General features: G+C 44.1%; 13 protein-coding genes. 5 read left to right on the top strand and 8 right to left on the bottom strand.

Going from position 1 to position 16,412, the window contains the following annotated elements; translation table 11 throughout:
- Positions 1 to 46 precede the first annotated feature (46 nt).
- Positions 47 to 1,885 (bottom strand): Hsp70 family protein, encoded by a 1,839-nt coding sequence (locus tag L4D74_RS13020; protein ID WP_428752502.1) that lies wholly within the window; start codon positions 1,883 to 1,885, stop codon positions 47 to 49.
- Positions 1,885 to 2,517 (bottom strand): DUF2760 domain-containing protein, encoded by a 633-nt coding sequence (locus L4D74_RS13015; RefSeq protein WP_428752501.1) that lies wholly within the window; start codon positions 2,515 to 2,517, stop codon positions 1,885 to 1,887. Before L4D74_RS13015 ends, L4D74_RS13020 begins: the two co-directional genes overlap by 1 nt.
- 280 nt (positions 2,518 to 2,797) lie before the next feature.
- Here L4D74_RS13015 and L4D74_RS13010 point away from each other — a divergent pair, with 280 nt between their 5' ends.
- Complete coding sequence (locus tag L4D74_RS13010; RefSeq protein WP_428752500.1) at positions 2,798 to 4,414, top strand: sensor domain-containing diguanylate cyclase; 1,617 nt, start codon at positions 2,798 to 2,800, stop codon at positions 4,412 to 4,414.
- 89 nt (positions 4,415 to 4,503) lie between these two features.
- Complete coding sequence (locus L4D74_RS13005; RefSeq protein WP_428752499.1) at positions 4,504 to 5,034, top strand: 3'-5' exonuclease; 531 nt, start codon at positions 4,504 to 4,506, stop codon at positions 5,032 to 5,034.
- Positions 5,035 to 5,170: 136 nt separating this feature from the next.
- Here the strand turns inward: L4D74_RS13005 and L4D74_RS13000 are convergent, their stop codons facing one another.
- The 3 genes from L4D74_RS13000 to L4D74_RS12990 all read right to left on the bottom strand — a co-directional run bounded on the left by L4D74_RS13000 (position 5,171) and on the right by L4D74_RS12990 (position 8,115).
- A complete protein-coding gene (locus tag L4D74_RS13000) occupies positions 5,171 to 5,617 on the bottom strand; it encodes a tellurite resistance TerB family protein (protein WP_428752498.1) in 447 nt (148 codons plus the stop codon).
- Positions 5,618 to 5,716: 99 nt separating this feature from the next.
- On the bottom strand, positions 5,717 to 7,705 hold the full coding sequence (locus tag L4D74_RS12995; protein ID WP_428752497.1) for a metallophosphoesterase family protein: 1,989 nt from the start codon (positions 7,703 to 7,705) through the stop codon (positions 5,717 to 5,719).
- Positions 7,702 to 8,115 carry a VC1380 family protein gene (locus L4D74_RS12990; protein WP_428752496.1) on the bottom strand — a complete coding sequence of 138 codons (414 nt, stop codon included), beginning with the start codon at positions 8,113 to 8,115 and terminating at the stop codon, positions 7,702 to 7,704. The genes L4D74_RS12995 and L4D74_RS12990 overlap by 4 nt, the downstream gene beginning before the upstream one ends.
- Positions 8,116 to 8,378: 263 nt before the next feature.
- Here L4D74_RS12990 and L4D74_RS12985 point away from each other — a divergent pair, with 263 nt between their 5' ends.
- The 3 genes from L4D74_RS12985 (at position 8,379) to L4D74_RS12975 (ending at position 14,483) form a co-directional block, all read left to right on the top strand.
- On the top strand, positions 8,379 to 9,701 hold the full coding sequence (locus L4D74_RS12985; RefSeq protein WP_265677108.1) for a MipA/OmpV family protein: 1,323 nt from the start codon (positions 8,379 to 8,381) through the stop codon (positions 9,699 to 9,701).
- A 161-nt stretch (positions 9,702 to 9,862) separates the two neighbouring features.
- Positions 9,863 to 13,789 (top strand): ATP-dependent RNA helicase HrpA, encoded by a 3,927-nt coding sequence (hrpA, locus tag L4D74_RS12980; protein WP_428752495.1) that lies wholly within the window; start codon positions 9,863 to 9,865, stop codon positions 13,787 to 13,789.
- Between the two features lie 172 nt (positions 13,790 to 13,961).
- Positions 13,962 to 14,483, top strand: coding sequence for a porin family protein (locus tag L4D74_RS12975; protein WP_265677110.1), 522 nt, complete (start codon positions 13,962 to 13,964; stop codon positions 14,481 to 14,483).
- Positions 14,484 to 14,569: 86 nt separating this feature from the next.
- Here L4D74_RS12975 and L4D74_RS12970 read toward each other — a convergent pair whose 3' ends face one another.
- The 3 genes from L4D74_RS12970 to L4D74_RS12960 all read right to left on the bottom strand — a co-directional run bounded on the left by L4D74_RS12970 (position 14,570) and on the right by L4D74_RS12960 (position 16,333).
- The gene (locus L4D74_RS12970) at positions 14,570 to 15,043 is read right to left on the bottom strand and encodes a hypothetical protein (RefSeq protein WP_428752494.1); all 474 of its coding nucleotides are present in this window, start codon (positions 15,041 to 15,043) and stop codon (positions 14,570 to 14,572) included.
- Between the two features lie 204 nt (positions 15,044 to 15,247).
- On the bottom strand, positions 15,248 to 15,784 hold the full coding sequence (locus L4D74_RS12965) for a porin family protein (protein WP_428752493.1): 537 nt from the start codon (positions 15,782 to 15,784) through the stop codon (positions 15,248 to 15,250).
- Between the two features lie 117 nt (positions 15,785 to 15,901).
- On the bottom strand, positions 15,902 to 16,333 hold the full coding sequence (locus tag L4D74_RS12960) for a YMGG-like glycine zipper-containing protein (RefSeq protein WP_428752492.1): 432 nt from the start codon (positions 16,331 to 16,333) through the stop codon (positions 15,902 to 15,904).
- Between the last annotated feature and the right edge of the window lie 79 nt (positions 16,334 to 16,412).

The following is a 16,412-nucleotide window of genomic DNA, read 5'->3' as shown; positions in this document are numbered from 1 at the left end:
GTTTGAAATAGAAGTTTATCAGAAATCAAATCTGCCTAGCTTGATACTAAACATCTTCGCGCACGTCGAATTCGACATGCCATTTCTGACCGTTATCTGATGCGATAGCTTCAAGATATAACGTTCCTAGTTCGGTAACTCGAGAAGATAGGGTAACAGGTACGACTTCGCCACTGCTTCTTCCTTCTGATACTGGCAGAGTGACTTGAATTTCAGGTAATTCTTCTAGCTCTTCTGGTTTCCAGTAATCAAGATGTAAGCCAGCATCGTCTTCACGACGTATTGTCGAACCAAAGAACTGGAAGTGAACCGGTTGTCCGATAACTAAGCCAAACTCTTGGCTTGGTACGTCGACACTGCTACCTTCTTCCATACCAAATGGAGCAACACAAAGTGCTTCCATTGGTGGTGCCATTCCTGGAATTGCAGGCATCGCACTCTCAATACCAATGTAGTAGCTGGATGCGATACCACCACGAATACGAACGCCTTGTCCACGACGAACACTGCCATAGTAGGCTGCGCCACTTGCAACAGCTAGGTCTAAGTCGAGCCCAGTTAACATTTTAGCTGAACTTGCATTAGCAGAGGTCAACCAATTGTTAATCGTACTAAAGAGACGGTCTGACAACAGAGACGACTTAAGTACACCACCATTGAATAACACGGCAGTTGGCTTAATAAACTCAGGTTCTGCTGGCATGCCAGGCATACCGGCAAATGCTTGATCCGCAGCATTGCTCTGACGACTTAAAAATGCAGCAATATGGCGCGTAACAGCGGCATCTTGTGCGTACGGCAAGCCCATTTGCGTCAAAGCGCCACGAGAGCGTTGCACTGGGTGCTCTTGAATACCCACCTGTGGGAAGAAACCATCCACTAAGGTTTGCTGCACTTCTTGTTGAGTCAGTTCGGTCTTTAACGTTGCACCAAGTAACTTAGAACCACGGCTAGGAACAACAATCGGTACCGATTGAAGCTCTGCATCGTTAAGTAGGGCTTCTTTGGCATCACGGCAAGCATGTGTCATCGCCTGTACTTGCCAAGGCTGTAACTCTTTGCCATCTTGCGCAAGCTTCATCTTAAGGCGATAAGCTAAAGCGAGATCCATATTATCACCGCCAAGCAAGATATGCTCACCGACCGCGACACGCTCTAAGTTCAAGTTACCGTCGTTTTCTGTTACCGCAACGAGTGATAAATCGGTAGTACCACCACCCACATCAACCACTAATACAATGTCGCCGACTTCAACTTCATCACGCCATGCGTCATTGCTATTATCAATCCAGCTATAAAGTGCCGCTTGTGGCTCTTCAAGAAGCGTTAAATGCATTAGACCAACGTTACGAGCGGCTTCTGCGGTAAGATCGCGAGCGGCTGGGTCGAATGATGCAGGCACCGTGATCGTCACGTCCTGCTCTTCTAGCAAAGCCTCAGGGTGGGCATGGTTCCAAGTATTTTTAAGGTGCTCAAGGTATAGTTCGGTGACACGTAAAGGTGACACTTTTGTCACTTCTTCTGGGCTACCTTGTGGCAAAAAGTCTTCGCGGCGGTTCACACCACCGTGGCAAAGCCAAGATTTTGCACTGGCGACCAAACGGATCGGTGTTTTTGATCCAAGGTTACGGGCAATGGCGCCGACAAGCGCGCTTGGGTGCTCTGTCCAAGGAAGCGTTCTTGAACCATGACCGAGCTCATGCTCATGCGGTTGATACAAGAATGAACCTAATTGGTTTAAACTCTCAACGGTACCCGGAGAGGTTAATTGAGGAATCGCCATCACTTCAACGGAGGCATTTTCATCTTGTGCGTCAACAAATGACATGACGCAATGTGTGGTACCAAGGTCGATACCAACACTGTATTTAGCGTTGTGATCCATTATAGTTCTACCTCAGCCGGTGCGATAATAGACGCATCATAGTTATCTGAAAGTTTCGGTAGGTTAACGTTATCTGCTTTCCAACCTTTATGAACTAGGATACCAGAGAATGGTGCTGTGCCAGTCACGTTGCCAGTTAGACGAATCGCTTGTGGATTAAAGCCTTCTTCAATTGTTAAACGAGATTCTTCGTCTTCACTGCGAATAGGAGAAAGGACAAAGTAATCACCAATCACTTTTTTACCGCCAGAGTGAACAACACGTGCTGCTGCACCCACTTCTTCATCAGAGAAGGATGTAAGGTCTTCTTGTAAGAAGTCGATAATGCGCGCTTCTTGCTGCATGAGAGAAAGTAACTGCATAGCAGAGTCTGTTGATGCGGTAGCAAGCTTGGATTCAACTTCTACTACTTTCTCAATCACTTTTTCGACTTCTACAATTTTCTCAACTTCAACGATTTTCTCTACAGGTTTCTCAACCTCAATAAGCTTTTCGATAGGTTTCTCTACCACTTTTTCAACGACTTTGCTTTTGCGAGAAACGGCAATTGCCAGTAACAAAACGCTCGATGCAGCAAGGCCTGCATGCAGCATGTCGAAGGTGGTAGGAATAACATTTAGATCGAAGGTCATAGGGGATTCTCTATGTGTCTGTCATTAGTTGCTAACTTTGGGGCGAAGTCTAGCATAATCAAGGCTCTTAGCGCGATGGTTTCGCAATAATGTCATTTGAAAGTGAGTTTGTTGGTGAAGATTGCAGCAGATAGTGGTGTTTTATTAATTTTAAGTGATCTTTGCTGATTTTTTGCACGCAAAGATTAGGTGGGACAAAAAACTGATGTAAAATCTGGTGCATAGACTAGAAATCAACGTCTGGATATGACCAGTATTTCTAGTTTTTAGTGGTATTGTTATGAAAATAACGACACTGACATCAGAAAAATCAGTTCTAAAACTGAGAACAATAATAGAGTCAGTAATGCAGTACGTCAGAATGGGCATAGGGTTAAACAAGGAAGACCGTGGTGTAAAACGGTACTCAGTCGCTGTTTTCTTCATCGGGATCGCGATTACAATTTTTATTACACACCTCGTATATAAAGGACAGCAGCAACTTTCTAAATCTAATTTCGACTTTTTAGTACAGAATCAGGCGGAGAATATAAAAGAACTCGTCATGTTAGACGTCAGTTTAATTGGCTCCGGTGCCGGCTTTTATCATGCGACTTCGCCAGATTCGTGGAACAGTTTTTCATCGTTTGCTCAGCCCATTATTGCCGGTTCAAGTAGCTTGATCGCCATGCAATGGATGAAAAAGGTTTACCCAGAACAGATCGATTCACATGTTGCTAGGGTAAAGGAGCACTTTCCGAGTTACGAAATTTATACGGTCCCGAAAGATAAACCGGTCACAATGGGCTACATTCTGGACAATGATGAACCGATTTATGTTGCCAGCGACATTTACCCGGTTAATACCGCCAATCTTCGCGCGTTAGGGTATTACTCTTCGAGAGAGCGAGTTCGTCGCGTGATTACGAATACCATTAAAACAGGCCAACCCAGTCTATCCGATAAGATTCGGCTATTGCAGGATGGTTTTGATCGCTCGATCCCCAAGCAAGGTATGCTAGTTTATCATCCAGTATTTGAACCCGGACGAAGAGAATTGCGAGGGGTCGTGATTGGTGTGGTTCGCACCACCGCTTATTTTCAACAAATTGTTGCCAGAACGGCAATTGGTCAGGCCGTGGGTATTCAAGTGGTCGACATGGGATTTGATGCTGAAGATGATCCCATTATGTATCGCAATCAGTCATGGGATAACATCAATGGCGAGATAGCTGCTGTTACTATTGACTTGTACGACCGCCAATGGAGTATTCAGTTTAAGCGTGGCAGCGGCATGTCTGCGAATGATTCTTTTATCTTATTGTGCGTTGCATCTGGTGGTTTCATTATTTCTTTGTTGCTCGGATATGTCGTGCAATTGATGTTGCGTGAACAGCGACGTCTGACAAAATTAGTCAATCGCCGGACGAGAGATTTACAATACTTAGTTGAGCGAGATCCTCTCACTGAGGTCTATAACCGTAGGGCGTTTAACCGTTTAGCGGAGTACCATATCGCGTGTCATAAGCCCTTTTCCCTTGCAATCATTGATGTTGATTCATTTAAGCAGATTAACGATCAATACGGCCACGTGGTAGGCGATGAAATATTGATACAAGTTGCAGTGCATATCAAAGAAAACACGTTCCCAGACGACATGTTGTTCCGCTTAGGAGGGGATGAGTTTGCGGTCATTAGCCGTTGTATTGATTACTCGCCATTGCAGCGTTATTTAGACGGTATTTGTGAAAGTGTTCGGAAATTAGAGTGGCCGGGCATCGATAAAACATTTTGCTGCACCTTAAGTATTGGTGCTGCGGTATATCGTGGTGAGTCTTTAGAGAGATTGTTAAACCGTGCAGACGAACAGCTTTATATCAGTAAAGAACAAGGGCGAGATAAAGCCAATATTGTTTGATTCTAAACCAGTTAAACCAGGGGCTATCGAGCTTTAGGCGATTTTGCGCTACACTTCGAGCCGTTGTTTATTATAAAGCCTATATCATTATGAATTATAACCGAGTCGTTTGTTTTGACCTTGAAATGTGCTGCTGGAATGTGGACGGTGTAGGTACGACGGGTGAAATTATTGAAGTAGGGTTGGCTGAGATCGATCTTGTTACTCAGCAAGTGGTGAAGCGAGCGCAATACTACGTTAAACCAGAGAAGGACGAAGTGTCTTTGTTTTGTGCGGAACTGACCGGTATCACACCGCGTAAAGTCGAGAAACAAGGTCGACCACTCGCCTCCGTTGTTCAGTCAATGGTGAAAAACTTTGGTGGCCCGAATAAAATATATGCAGCTTGGGGACGAGATGACCATATCTTGTTTGATGAGTGTTTAGCAAAAGGCATTACTCCGCCATTTAAAGAGTTTGTTAACCTTGCTACGCTTTATCGAATGCAAAATCGATTAAAAGAAAAGCGTATTGGGCATAAAGCGGCACAAGAAGCAAAAGGCATTGAGTGGGAGGGGCGTCAACACTCAGGTTACGTCGATGCCTATAATCTTGCAAAACTTGCGCTAACTATGTTGTAAGCTCTTCGTTGTAAGGTCTTTGTTTTACCCCAAGTCTTAGCGCTGCTTGGCTGCAAGCAGCTTCAGGTAAACGGAGACGGCTTACCTGAAGCTGTTTATTGATTTACTTATATTTATTGATCGACTTACCAGCTAATTATTTGTCTAAGACTTGAATTTTCGCGCGAATAAACTCACTGTGATCTACATAGAGCAGTTCGGCTACTTTACGAATTACCGCATCCTCTTGAGGGTCGATCACGCCATCGGCATTTGCCACTTCCCACATAGCTTTAATCAATTCAAAGCGTTTCTCCTGAGATAACTCACGCAACCCAGAAGTAAAGTCGTACAAAGAGACAGACTCTGTCACTTTCAGTTTGGCTTGTTCGATCAGCGAATCGGTTTCCTCATCGGATAACTCGAGTAGGCGACAGAGCAACGAACGCTTCGCTTGCTCTTCTTTTTCATCAACTTGGTGATCGGCACTGGATACTTCACACAGCAATGATGCGATCGCAAGGTTGGGGCTGACTGTTTGATTTTGGGATAAGTCACTGCCTTCAATAAGCTGCTTGAATATAGAGGTGATGGACGTAAACATAGCGGTTCCTCTTTTGATGCCTAATCATTAATAATCTAATCACTAATACATAGTGGCGCTTACAAAAGAACTCAAGTGTAAAGCGCCAGAGAATGGATGTTATTTCGTTTTAGAGACGATTTTTGTTTCAGAGAACGCTTGCGCGTTAGAGGCCGTTTCAGGGAAATGAGTTTCGCTTCCGTCACCATGTACGACGGATATTTCTTTGGGTTTTCCGTCTTTATTTAATTTTAACCGCCCGATACCGCTGCGATTAACAAGGTGATGGCAGGCTGAAGGGCTAGGGTGTCGCTTAAACACTTTTAGTCGCTTTCGCTTAGTGAACCAGTTAAGCGGAGAACGAGGTGTGTACAGCCAAGCATCAAGAGTAGCGAAGAGACTGAGTAACGGTTCAGGAAACTCGTTTTTGATTCCGCTACAAGTGATCTGATAGATGTGAGAGTCTGTTTCTCTATAGCGAAGTGCGATATCATACACAAAAGAATAGTGAACATCACCCGATAAAATGACGAAGTTTTTTGGTGTTTTTGAATGCGTGAAAATGGATAGCAAGGTGTTGGCGCTGCCGGGATGTGCCATCCAGTTTTCCGCATCGATGACTAAGGGGTGACCCGCGATGGTGGCGAGTCGCTGCATGGTTTCAATAAACTTCACGCCAAACATAGGGGCGGCAGACACGACAATCACAGACTCTTGGTTGAGCAGCTCATGTTGGAATTCGACTAATGCTTCCCAATCCATAAGACCCGATGGTTTGTTTAAGTTAGATTCTGAACGCCATCGCCGGGTACGAGTATCAAGCACGACCACTTTGGGATGGCTATCAGTGGTAAAATGCCAGCGCTCATATCTAAGCAGCTGATAACGCACTTTCTCAAGGGCTTCGCAGTTAAGTACTACTGGGGTAGAGGTGTCTGTATTAAGGCTACATTGTGCTGGATCTGGGACAAACAGTGTTGCCAATGTGTCGTGCCAGTCTGCGTGATAAATTTTAGGATCGTTACCCCAAGCCTGGCAAAGTAAGTAGGCTAGCATGCCATTGCCGATAATTTGTCTAGAAAATGGGTGCTCGTAAGCGGCTTTTTCCCATCCTACCGTTAGATTCCAGTCATCGGTAATGTCATGATCATCAAAAATCATGTAGGTAGGAATATGTGCTAATACACGCCTGACCTGTGGTAAACCGTCAACGAACTTCAAGAGATTGTGTTTTTCTTTTTCCCATTGACGCTGAAAGCGTTGTGACAATGGTTGCCCGTTGACCTCGAAATTGGCTTGTTCCAACCGATTAATATTGATGTGTTTCCAAAGCTCTGGTGACCAAACTAATAAGTACATAGCAATAAACTCAGAGAAGGTTATAAGGTGGTTATAACAATCTTTTGAGCTAAAAATGGCTTTAGAAGTAGACTTGGACCAAAAAGATGACGATGGGGTATGAGGCAGTAAACCCTCTCTACCATAGAGCTGTTTGGGGTGCAGGTAAAGCTGTTGGCTATCGGCAATGTCACCTGAGCCCGAGAAAGATTCCCCCGGCAAATCAAGCAATGTGATGACTTGATGAATGGCATCAAGCATAGGGCCAGCGACGTGGTCTGCGTAGATTTGGTCCCCATTGAGCAACAGCATATCGGGTTGCTCTTCAACTTGTCGTTCGAGTTGCTCATCTATGGTTAGAAGGCTGTCGTTACTAGAGTGGTGCGGGTTTCGGCATGAGCCGTGAAGAACATGGTCTGCCTTAGTAGAGACCATGAACTCAATGTTAGCGTGTGTGGCGTAGAGCACATTGTTATCAATTACACTATTACCGATATCATCTAGATAGACATCGTAGCTAAGACTGGCATTGGGTTCGAGTTCGATAGGGATATGACACTGGATAAGCCATAATTTCGAACTGACTTGATAGCTCTGTTCGTAGGAAACAGGGAAGTAGCGAGGATTTTTTTGCTTTAAGCAAATCACTAATCGTTTTGGGTTAACCGACGATGCCATCCATAATGAAAACTCATGCGGGTTAACTCGTCGTAAAATAGGACCGGCAACGAGTGGTGCAATTGGCTGTGCTTGAGTTTGATTTATCGTCATGCACAGACCTCGCTTGACGATAGCTCTGTCGCGTTCGAACCTTCAAATGGCGTACTTTGGATCTCTTCCTCCATCGACTCTAACAATTCCACGAAGTCACTGCTGGAAAGCTCATGCCCCACTAGGAAAAAGCCCAATAGCGCATCAGCGGTAGCTGTGGGGGAGTCATTTTGGCCAAGGATATCCGTGATTCGTGAGCGTAATAAGTCAATTTCATGATCAACAAATCCGCGACCTTCGATTCCCTCTTCGCCTTCATCTGGCGCGTTATCGAATTCAAGGAAGAGAAGGTCGTTGTCGAGTTCAGTGTGGATAAGTCGTTCAGGGAGCCACTTTTCACCAGTAACAACATGGCATTCTTTATCATCAGGCAAAGAATCGAGAACTTTTTTTAAATTTGATACTTTCACGATTAGTCTAAATAGTGGAAACTATGCCTCCGATAATCTGTGGTGATTAATTAGCCGTTAAGCTACTCACAATTTCGTGACATATAAATTCAATAAAACTAATAATATAACAACTCTTCTTCTATGCGGTAGCGGTTGTTAGTATATTTGACATTTCGTTTGCCAAGCTTGGTGACGTGAATGCAGTTTGTTCAAGCGTAACCTACTCTATAGCACTAAATATTGCACAAAAATTGATAATCCGGTTGGAGACACAGTAAGACATGATAAAGAAAAATCTCGCGTTGGGACTTGTTACTATTTTAGGTAGCACCACAGTAGCAAACGCAGCGCAAGAGGCAGAGTGGGGCATCGCAGCAGTTTGGCGTACAGCCAATATTCCGTTTGCGACACAAAGCCAAGACTCAACAGTTAGCACTTTCATTCCAATGATGTACTTTAAGAATGATTATGTCTTTCTCGATGGTATGACAGCGGGAGCGCATCTTTATAAAGCAGACGACAACCAATTCGAAGTGAACGCGATCTCACGATTACGCTTTATAGATATCCCTGCAGGTGAGCAAAATGCGGCTCGTGGCGATACTCTCGATTATGGTTTGCAACTACGTTATAACATCGATGACACGTGGCACCTTGATACCGAACTTATGACCGATTATGACTATAACAAACATGCGAATCTAAGATTGCAAGGTACGCTTGATTATGGTGATCTTGAACTTAAGCCGAATGTGACACTGCGTTATAAAGACTCTGGCTTTAATACTGAGTACTACGGTTCATACAATGGTCAAAGCCAAGATATCAACGGCGCTTTCGATTATGCAATGGGTGTTGATGCTAAGTATCACTTGGTTTCAAACCTTTATATGCTTGGTGCAACGAATATTCGTATGCTGGATAACTCGGCTTATCATTCCGATGTGATTAAAGAGCGCTTTGAAGGTGAGGTGTATTTAGGATTCGGTTTCTTTAACGAGAAGAAAAAATCGACTTCTAAAGCTAAACAGCACAGTCGTGATATCAGTACTAAACCGTATGTACGTGTCGCTCATGGTTATGCGTCGCCATCGGACATGGGGGACATTCTGACATTTAATGGGAAACGTGACCCGTATAACAACCAAGTGACGTCGGTTTTCTATGGGCACCCGCTGACAGATGAGTTGTTTGGTTTGCCTCTTGATATCTATTTTAGCCCGGGTTATGCCCATCATTGGAGCTCGGAAGTACAAGATACGGGTAACGAATTTGTGGCACTAATTAAGGCTTACTATACATTCAACTGGCCTGTAAAAATGCGACTTGGTGTGGGTAATGGTGTGTCATACATCGACAATATTACCTATATTGAACAGCAAGAAATGGACAAGAAAGAAAAGACGGCAAGCCACGTGATGAACTACATTGACATCTCTTATGACGTCAACATCGGCTCTATCTTTAGAAAACCCGAATGGGAAAGCTTGTGGCTAGGTTACTCGTTGCATCACCGCAGTGCGATCTTTGAAGCATCATCGCAGTTCGGCCGAATCAAAGGCGGCAGCAACTATAGTACCGTTTATCTTCAGTACGATTTCTAACCTTTTGCTATTGCAGTCGCGAGTTTGTGTTAAAACATGTGGCCTCTAAGCTTATAAGCCTCGCGAAAGCGGGGCTTTTTATTACGTCTGAGTTAACGCAAACACCGAGCTGTGCTACAATCCCGCCAGTTTGTAAATCGAAAATTGAACTAGGAAATGTTTTGACTTCCTCTCTCTCTGAAAACAATAACAACAACCCAACGGCCAAAGCAAATAACGCGCATTCACTAAAAAAAGCATTGAATGAGTGCATGATTCGCGACCGTTTTCGTCTCCATAAGCGCATTTCTGGCGCGAGTCGCATTAAAAATGAACAATCAAAAGCGGCGGTTTTCGACGAAATAGCGATGGATATTGCTAAGTCTATGATGCAGGCGCAACAGCGCGGTACCCATAAAGCGACCATTAATTACCCTGAGTTGTTGCCAGTCAGCCAAAAGAAAGACGATATCGCTAAAGCAATCCTAGAGAATCAAGTGGTGATTGTTGCAGGTGAAACGGGCTCAGGTAAAACCACGCAGCTACCAAAAATCTGTTCCGAATTAGGTCGAGGCAAGTTTGGACTTATTGGCCACACTCAACCACGTCGACTTGCTGCACGTTCGGTTGCCAACCGTATTGCGGAAGAAATGGAATCGCCACTTGGTGAGTTTGTCGGCTATAAAGTTCGATTTAACGACCAAATCTCGGATAGTACCCAAATTAAATTAATGACGGACGGTATCTTACTGGCTGAGATCCAACATGACCGTTATTTAAATCAGTATGACACTATCATCATCGATGAAGCGCACGAACGTAGCCTTAACATCGACTTTATTTTGGGCTACTTGCGAGAGTTATTGCCAAAGCGCCCAGATTTAAAAATCATCATTACCTCAGCCACGATCGACCCAGAGCGTTTTTCAAAACACTTTAACGACGCGCCTATTATTGAAGTGTCGGGTAGAACCTATCCGGTGGATACCCGTTATCGTCCATTACGTGGAGAAGATGATGCTGACCGCGACCAGCTAGAAGGCATCTTTGAAGCGGTTGATGAATTGTGTGATGAAGGGTTAGGCGACATTCTTATCTTTATGAATGGCGAACGCGAAATTCGAGATACTGCGGATGCGCTGAACAAAAGAAACCTGCGAGATACTGAAATTGTGCCTTTGTACGCGCGATTATCTTCGGGTGAGCAAAACAAGATTTTCCAGTCTCATACTGGTCGCCGTATTGTACTTGCCACTAACGTAGCTGAAACGTCGCTTACCGTTCCTGGAATTCGTTATGTTATCGATCCGGGAACCGCGAGAATTAGCCGCTATAGTTACCGTACTAAAGTACAGCGGCTGCCAATCGAGGACATCTCTCAAGCGAGCGCTAATCAACGAAAAGGTCGTTGTGGACGAGTGGCTGAAGGTATTTGTATTCGCCTTTATTCAGAAGAAGATTTTGAATCTCGCGCTGAGTTTACCGACCCTGAGATATTACGAACGAATCTAGCGTCAGTTATTTTGCAAATGACGGCATTAGGACTTGGCGACATCGATGCTTTCCCGTTCGTTGAGGTACCTGATAAACGTAATGTTCAAGACGGTATACGATTGCTCGAAGAATTAGGGGCAATTAACGATAAAGCGAAAGATCCGCGTAAGCGACTTACGTCAATTGGACGTAAACTCGCCAAGTTACCTATTGATCCCCGACTAGGGCGTATGGTGCTGGAAGCACCAAGACTCGGCTGTTTAAAAGAAATTATGGTGATTGCATCGGCCTTGTCGATTCAAGATCCGCGCGAAAGACCGAGTGATAAGCAGCAGTCATCGGATGATAAGCATCGTCGATTCTTTGATAAAGAATCCGACTTTATGGCGTTTGTGAATCTGTGGGATTACATTCAAACCAAACAGAAAGAGCTATCGGGCAACCAATTTAGACGTCATTGTAAGACTGACTTTCTTAATTATTTGCGTGTTCGTGAATGGCAAGATGTCTATTTCCAAATCCATCAAGCCATGCGCGAAATGGATGCTAAGTTAAACCAGGAGCCGGCAAACGAGCAGTCCGTTCATATGGCTTTGCTTGTGGGATTGCTGTCTCACATCGGTGTAAAAGACCAAGAGAAAAACGAATACCAAGGCGCCCGTAATGCTCGTTTTCATATTTTCCCGGGCTCTGGTTTGTTTAAGAAACAGCCGAAATGGATCATGTCGGCGGAATTGGTTGAAACGTCTAAGTTGTGGGGGCGAATTATCGCCAAAATCCAGCCAGAGTGGATTGAACCGTTAGCCAAGCACTTGGTGAAAACCAGCTATAGCGAACCCCATTGGTCGAAGAAACAAGCTGCGGTCATGGCGCATGAGAAAGTGATGCTATATGGCATTCCTATCGTACCAAAGCGCCTGGTTAACTATAGCCAGATTGACCCAGTGGTTAGCCGAGAAATTTTCATTCGCAGTGCGTTGGTAGAAGGAGAGTGGGAGACAAAACACGCTTTCTTTAAACAAAACCGTAAGCTGCTGCAAGAAGTAGAAGAGTTGGAACACAAATCTCGTCGTCGCGATATCTTGGTTGATGATGATGAATTGTTTGATTTTTATGACCAGCGTGTTGATACCGATGTTGTATCCGGAAAGCACTTTGACACGTGGTGGAAAAAAGTCAGTAAGACGAATAAAGATCTACTGAACTTTGAAAAAGAGCAGCTGTTTAAAGGGGATGCCAGTCACGTTACGGAGTTGGATTACCCGAACTTTTGGCATCAAGGCGATTTTAAGCTCAAGCTCAGTTATCAGTTTGAACCGGGTGAAGACAACGATGGTGTGACAGTTCACATCCCACTGCCGATATTAAACCAAATCGATAGTGATGGATTTGACTGGCAAATTCCTGGGCTACGACATGAACTGATTGTAAGTTTAATTAAGTCATTACCAAAAACGGTACGAAAGAACTTTGTTCCAGCACCTAACTACGCCGATGCTTTTTTAGCACGTACCAAGGTGATGGAAGCGCCACTGTTGGATTCGCTAGAAAAAGAGCTGCGCCGTATGACGGGCGTTGAAATTCTTCGCGAACAGTGGAACCTTACCCAACTAACCGATCATCTAAAGATCACTTTTAGAGCCGTTGATCACCGCAATCGCAAGCTTAAAGAAAATCGCGATTTGTTTGAATTGAAAGAAAGCCTAAAAGACAAAGTACAAGCAACATTGTCAAAAGTGGCCGATGACGATATTGAACAACAAGGTCTCCACACATGGAGCTTTGGCGAGTTACCTAAAGTGTATTCGCAAAAACGTGGTGGCTTTGATGTGAAGGCTTATCCTGCGCTGGTGGATAAGAAAGACAGTGTCGAGATTAAACTGTTCGAGACAGAAGTAGAGCAAGAGCTTGTGATGAAAGAAGGGCAGCGTCGATTGGTGTTGCTTAATGTCCCTTCACCCATTAAATACTTACATACCAATTTGCCTAATAAGTCAAAGCTGGGCTTGTATTTCAACCCATATGGCAAAGTCTTAGATTTGATTGATGACTGCATATCCTGTGGTATTGATAAGTTGATTGAAGAGCAGGGCGGTCTGGTTTGGGATTCAGAAAAATTTGATGCGCTGAAAGAGCACGTTCGCGCTGAGTTAGATGAAACCGTGGTGGATATCGCCCAGCAAGTAGAGACGATTCTAACCACGGCGTTTAACTTGAACAAAAAGTTAAAAGGGCGTGTGGATTTGTCGATGGCGTTTGCGTTATCTGATATCAAAGCACAGATTGAAGGGTTGATATTTAAGGGCTTTGCTACCGAGTGTGGTTGGAAGCGATTACCTGATATCTTGCGGTATTTACGTGCAATTGAACGTCGAATGGAGAAACTTCCCATTGATCCAAACCGAGATAGAATGCACATGCTCAAAGTGGAATCGGTCACCCAAGATTACAAAGAGTTACTGAACAAAATTCCAAAGGGCATGAAAATACCCGAAAATGTCAAAGAAGTTCGTTGGATGATTGAAGAACTAAGAGTCAGTTTCTTTGCTCAACAACTTGGAACACCTTATCCGGTCTCCGACAAGCGAGTTCGTAATGCCATTGACGCATGTTAGTCACAGAAAACGTGAATAGTTAGACAAATAACAGCTCAATACCATGGAATTCAAGAAGTTTTACCAAAATTTGAAACGAAGGGATTCCTATTAAGATAGGGTATGTGATATATAAAGCTCCGCGGTGGCTTTTATTGGATTCACCGCTATTTCATAAACAAGAAGGTTTACAATGAAAAAGACACTTTTAGCGCTTGCGCTTGTTGGTGCATCGACGTCGGCATTTGCTGACGCGTGGTTATACGGTGGTGTTTCTGCAGGTCGTGCTGACTACAATAACAACAGCGACACACCAATGGGTTTCCATGTTGGTACTGGTATTCTACCAATTATTGGTATTGAAGCGGGTTACTGGAAGCACGGTAATTTCGATATCAATGACCAAAACAAAGGCAATGGGTATGCAGAGCTAGGCTCTTGGTATGCAGCGCTTAAACCAAGCATCGATATTGGTCCGGTTCAGCTGTACGCAAAAGGTGGTCTGCACTATTACAACGCGGATTATAAAAACGGTCTAAGCAACCAAAGCAGCGACAACGGTACTGATTTTATGTACGGTGTTGGTGCAGAGTACTTTGTGACAGACATGCTTTCTGTGGGCGCGAGCTGGCAGCGTTTCAATGGTGTAAAAACCATTGCAAACAGTAAAGACTTAGATAGTTTCACTATCAACGCAACGCTTCACATCTTCTAAGATAGTGTGATAGACGTATGAATCTTAAAAAAGCGACCGAAGGTCGCTTTTTTAATGTCTGTGAATAGGTTTTAGCTCGACGTTATCTACGATTCGTCGTCGAGTGTTGTAACCTCAGAATCCTTGTCATTTTCTAATATTTTTTCACCAACAATGACAACCTCACCTGTTTCTTCATCAAGATATGCGCCAATTGGTTGTGGTGCTTCGTACAGATACTCGTAACAAACGCGCGCCTCCACTACTCCAGAGTTTTTATTTCCTTCGGTCGCAATCGCGCCATCTCGGTTCTGTTCAAGCCATTCATTGGCGGCCGCTCGTAGTGGCTCTTCGGCGGTATAGGAAAAGAGACCTTCGTTGTTATAACACACCAGAATTTGATGCTTTTCTTTGTTACGGTTTGGAGCCACTAAATATTGGCTACCGTCTGATGAATTAAAATAGACATCGTTGGAAGTGACGTCGTAGTTGATCATTTGAGAAACTTCTTTCGCCATATTGTACACAGAGCAGCCAGATAAAGAGGCGGTAAAGAGGGTGGCTAGCAGTAATTTATTCATTCATATGTTCTCTATAGGAGACCATCCGTGTCTTGGTAAGTCCTTGCTTTAAATTGATAACATGAATGGTATATCAGGTTGCTTTTCTAGAGATGTTTAAAGGGATTAACAATGAGTGCAAACAAGAGGATAAGGGAAGGCTATTGCATAAGGGGAGTTAAGGCTCAAACGGTGTGAGCCTTAACAAAGAAAGGATGAGATAGGTTAGAACTTGTAGCCGACAGTTAGTGAAAGTTGGTCAGTGTTCAAATTATTTACGTTATAGAAGTCATAGCGTAAATCGGTATACAAACCCATATCGATGTTCGCTCGTACGCCAAACCCACCCATCAATGATGTTTCTTTATTCGAAAATGTTTTACCATTGCTACGAGTTTGTGTTTCATTGGCACGAATGAGACCGACTGCACCATAGGGTTTGATCGCCCAACCGTCTAGCGTAAACATGTAACCTAGGTCGGTATCTATTTTGTAATTACTTCCATCAATTTCAAGATTGCCTGTTTTTCCATTATTGTTCTGGTATGAAGCGTTGATGCCCACAATACGGTTAATGTCATAGCCATATTCGAGCTTGATACCATCACCCCAATCAAGGCCGCTGTTATCAATAACGAGGTCTGTGTTTGAATAGCCAAGCCCGACACGATGACCTGATACGTCAGTGCTGTTAGAAGCAAAAGCCGGTGCAGCGGCGGAAAAGGCGAAGATCGTTGGAAGAATAAATTTGCTAAATGTCATAGTATTAGAACCTTAGTGGTTGTAGCGTCCGTTCTAATTTGTCCATGATGATGATTAGTTGTGTCTTCAAATGACGACATGTCACTTGATACGAATAATGTGAATAGTGGAGCGCGATTAGCTCTCAGAGTCGTTTTTATTTTGTGACGTTGTATTTTTAGAATCGTTTTCTGCGAGTTGCGCTTCTAGCTCTTTGATGCGAATCTCGGCTTCAAGTTCTGCGACGCGTTTTTCTGCATCACTGCGATGGTCTTGTGATACGCCATCTGCCAATATTTGTGTGTCGTTTGTTGAGCGAGAGTCATCAAGATCTTTCATTGAACCTGCAACCCCACCCGCAACCCCGCCAGCTACTGCGCCTTTAGCCGCTAGACCTGCGTCACCCGTTAACGCTCCCATGGTTGCTCCGAGTAAGACCCCACCAGCAGCGCCACGATTACGTGCTGCATTTTCATTGTCTGAATCAAAGGCGGGTGAAGCGCATCCTGCAAGTACCATTAATGTTGTTGCCACCATAGCGGCTTTGGCGTGCTTAATAGTAAAGGTCATATTGAATCTCACTCTGCGTTGTTGGGACGAGGTAAATATTACGAGATGATTCAGTCTGTGAGAATTGATTAGTTGTTAT

This window comes from Vibrio cionasavignyae (assembly GCF_050337155.1).
Taxonomy (GTDB): domain Bacteria; phylum Pseudomonadota; class Gammaproteobacteria; order Enterobacterales; family Vibrionaceae; genus Vibrio; species Vibrio nomapromontoriensis.
Note: the sequence above shows the minus strand (reverse complement) of the source record. Positions and strands in the feature narration are given on the sequence as shown.

What these genes read in the sequence shown, in the direction of transcription:
- L4D74_RS13020 (WP_428752502.1), bottom strand. Translation starts at nt 1,885, where the DNA reads ATGGATCACAACGCTAAATACAGTGTTGGTATCGACCTTGGTACCACA.
- L4D74_RS13015 (WP_428752501.1), bottom strand. Translation starts at nt 2,517, where the DNA reads ATGACCTTCGATCTAAATGTTATTCCTACCACCTTCGACATGCTGCAT.
- L4D74_RS13010 (WP_428752500.1), top strand. Translation starts at nt 2,798, where the DNA reads ATGAAAATAACGACACTGACATCAGAAAAATCAGTTCTAAAACTGAGA.
- L4D74_RS13005 (WP_428752499.1), top strand. Translation starts at nt 4,504, where the DNA reads ATGAATTATAACCGAGTCGTTTGTTTTGACCTTGAAATGTGCTGCTGG.
- L4D74_RS13000 (WP_428752498.1), bottom strand. Translation starts at nt 5,617, where the DNA reads ATGTTTACGTCCATCACCTCTATATTCAAGCAGCTTATTGAAGGCAGT.
- L4D74_RS12995 (WP_428752497.1), bottom strand. Translation starts at nt 7,705, where the DNA reads ATGACGATAAATCAAACTCAAGCACAGCCAATTGCACCACTCGTTGCC.
- L4D74_RS12985 (WP_265677108.1), top strand. Translation starts at nt 8,379, where the DNA reads ATGATAAAGAAAAATCTCGCGTTGGGACTTGTTACTATTTTAGGTAGC.
- L4D74_RS12975 (WP_265677110.1), top strand. Translation starts at nt 13,962, where the DNA reads ATGAAAAAGACACTTTTAGCGCTTGCGCTTGTTGGTGCATCGACGTCG.
- L4D74_RS12970 (WP_428752494.1), bottom strand. Translation starts at nt 15,043, where the DNA reads ATGAATAAATTACTGCTAGCCACCCTCTTTACCGCCTCTTTATCTGGC.
- L4D74_RS12965 (WP_428752493.1), bottom strand. Translation starts at nt 15,784, where the DNA reads ATGACATTTAGCAAATTTATTCTTCCAACGATCTTCGCCTTTTCCGCC.
- L4D74_RS12960 (WP_428752492.1), bottom strand. Translation starts at nt 16,333, where the DNA reads ATGACCTTTACTATTAAGCACGCCAAAGCCGCTATGGTGGCAACAACA.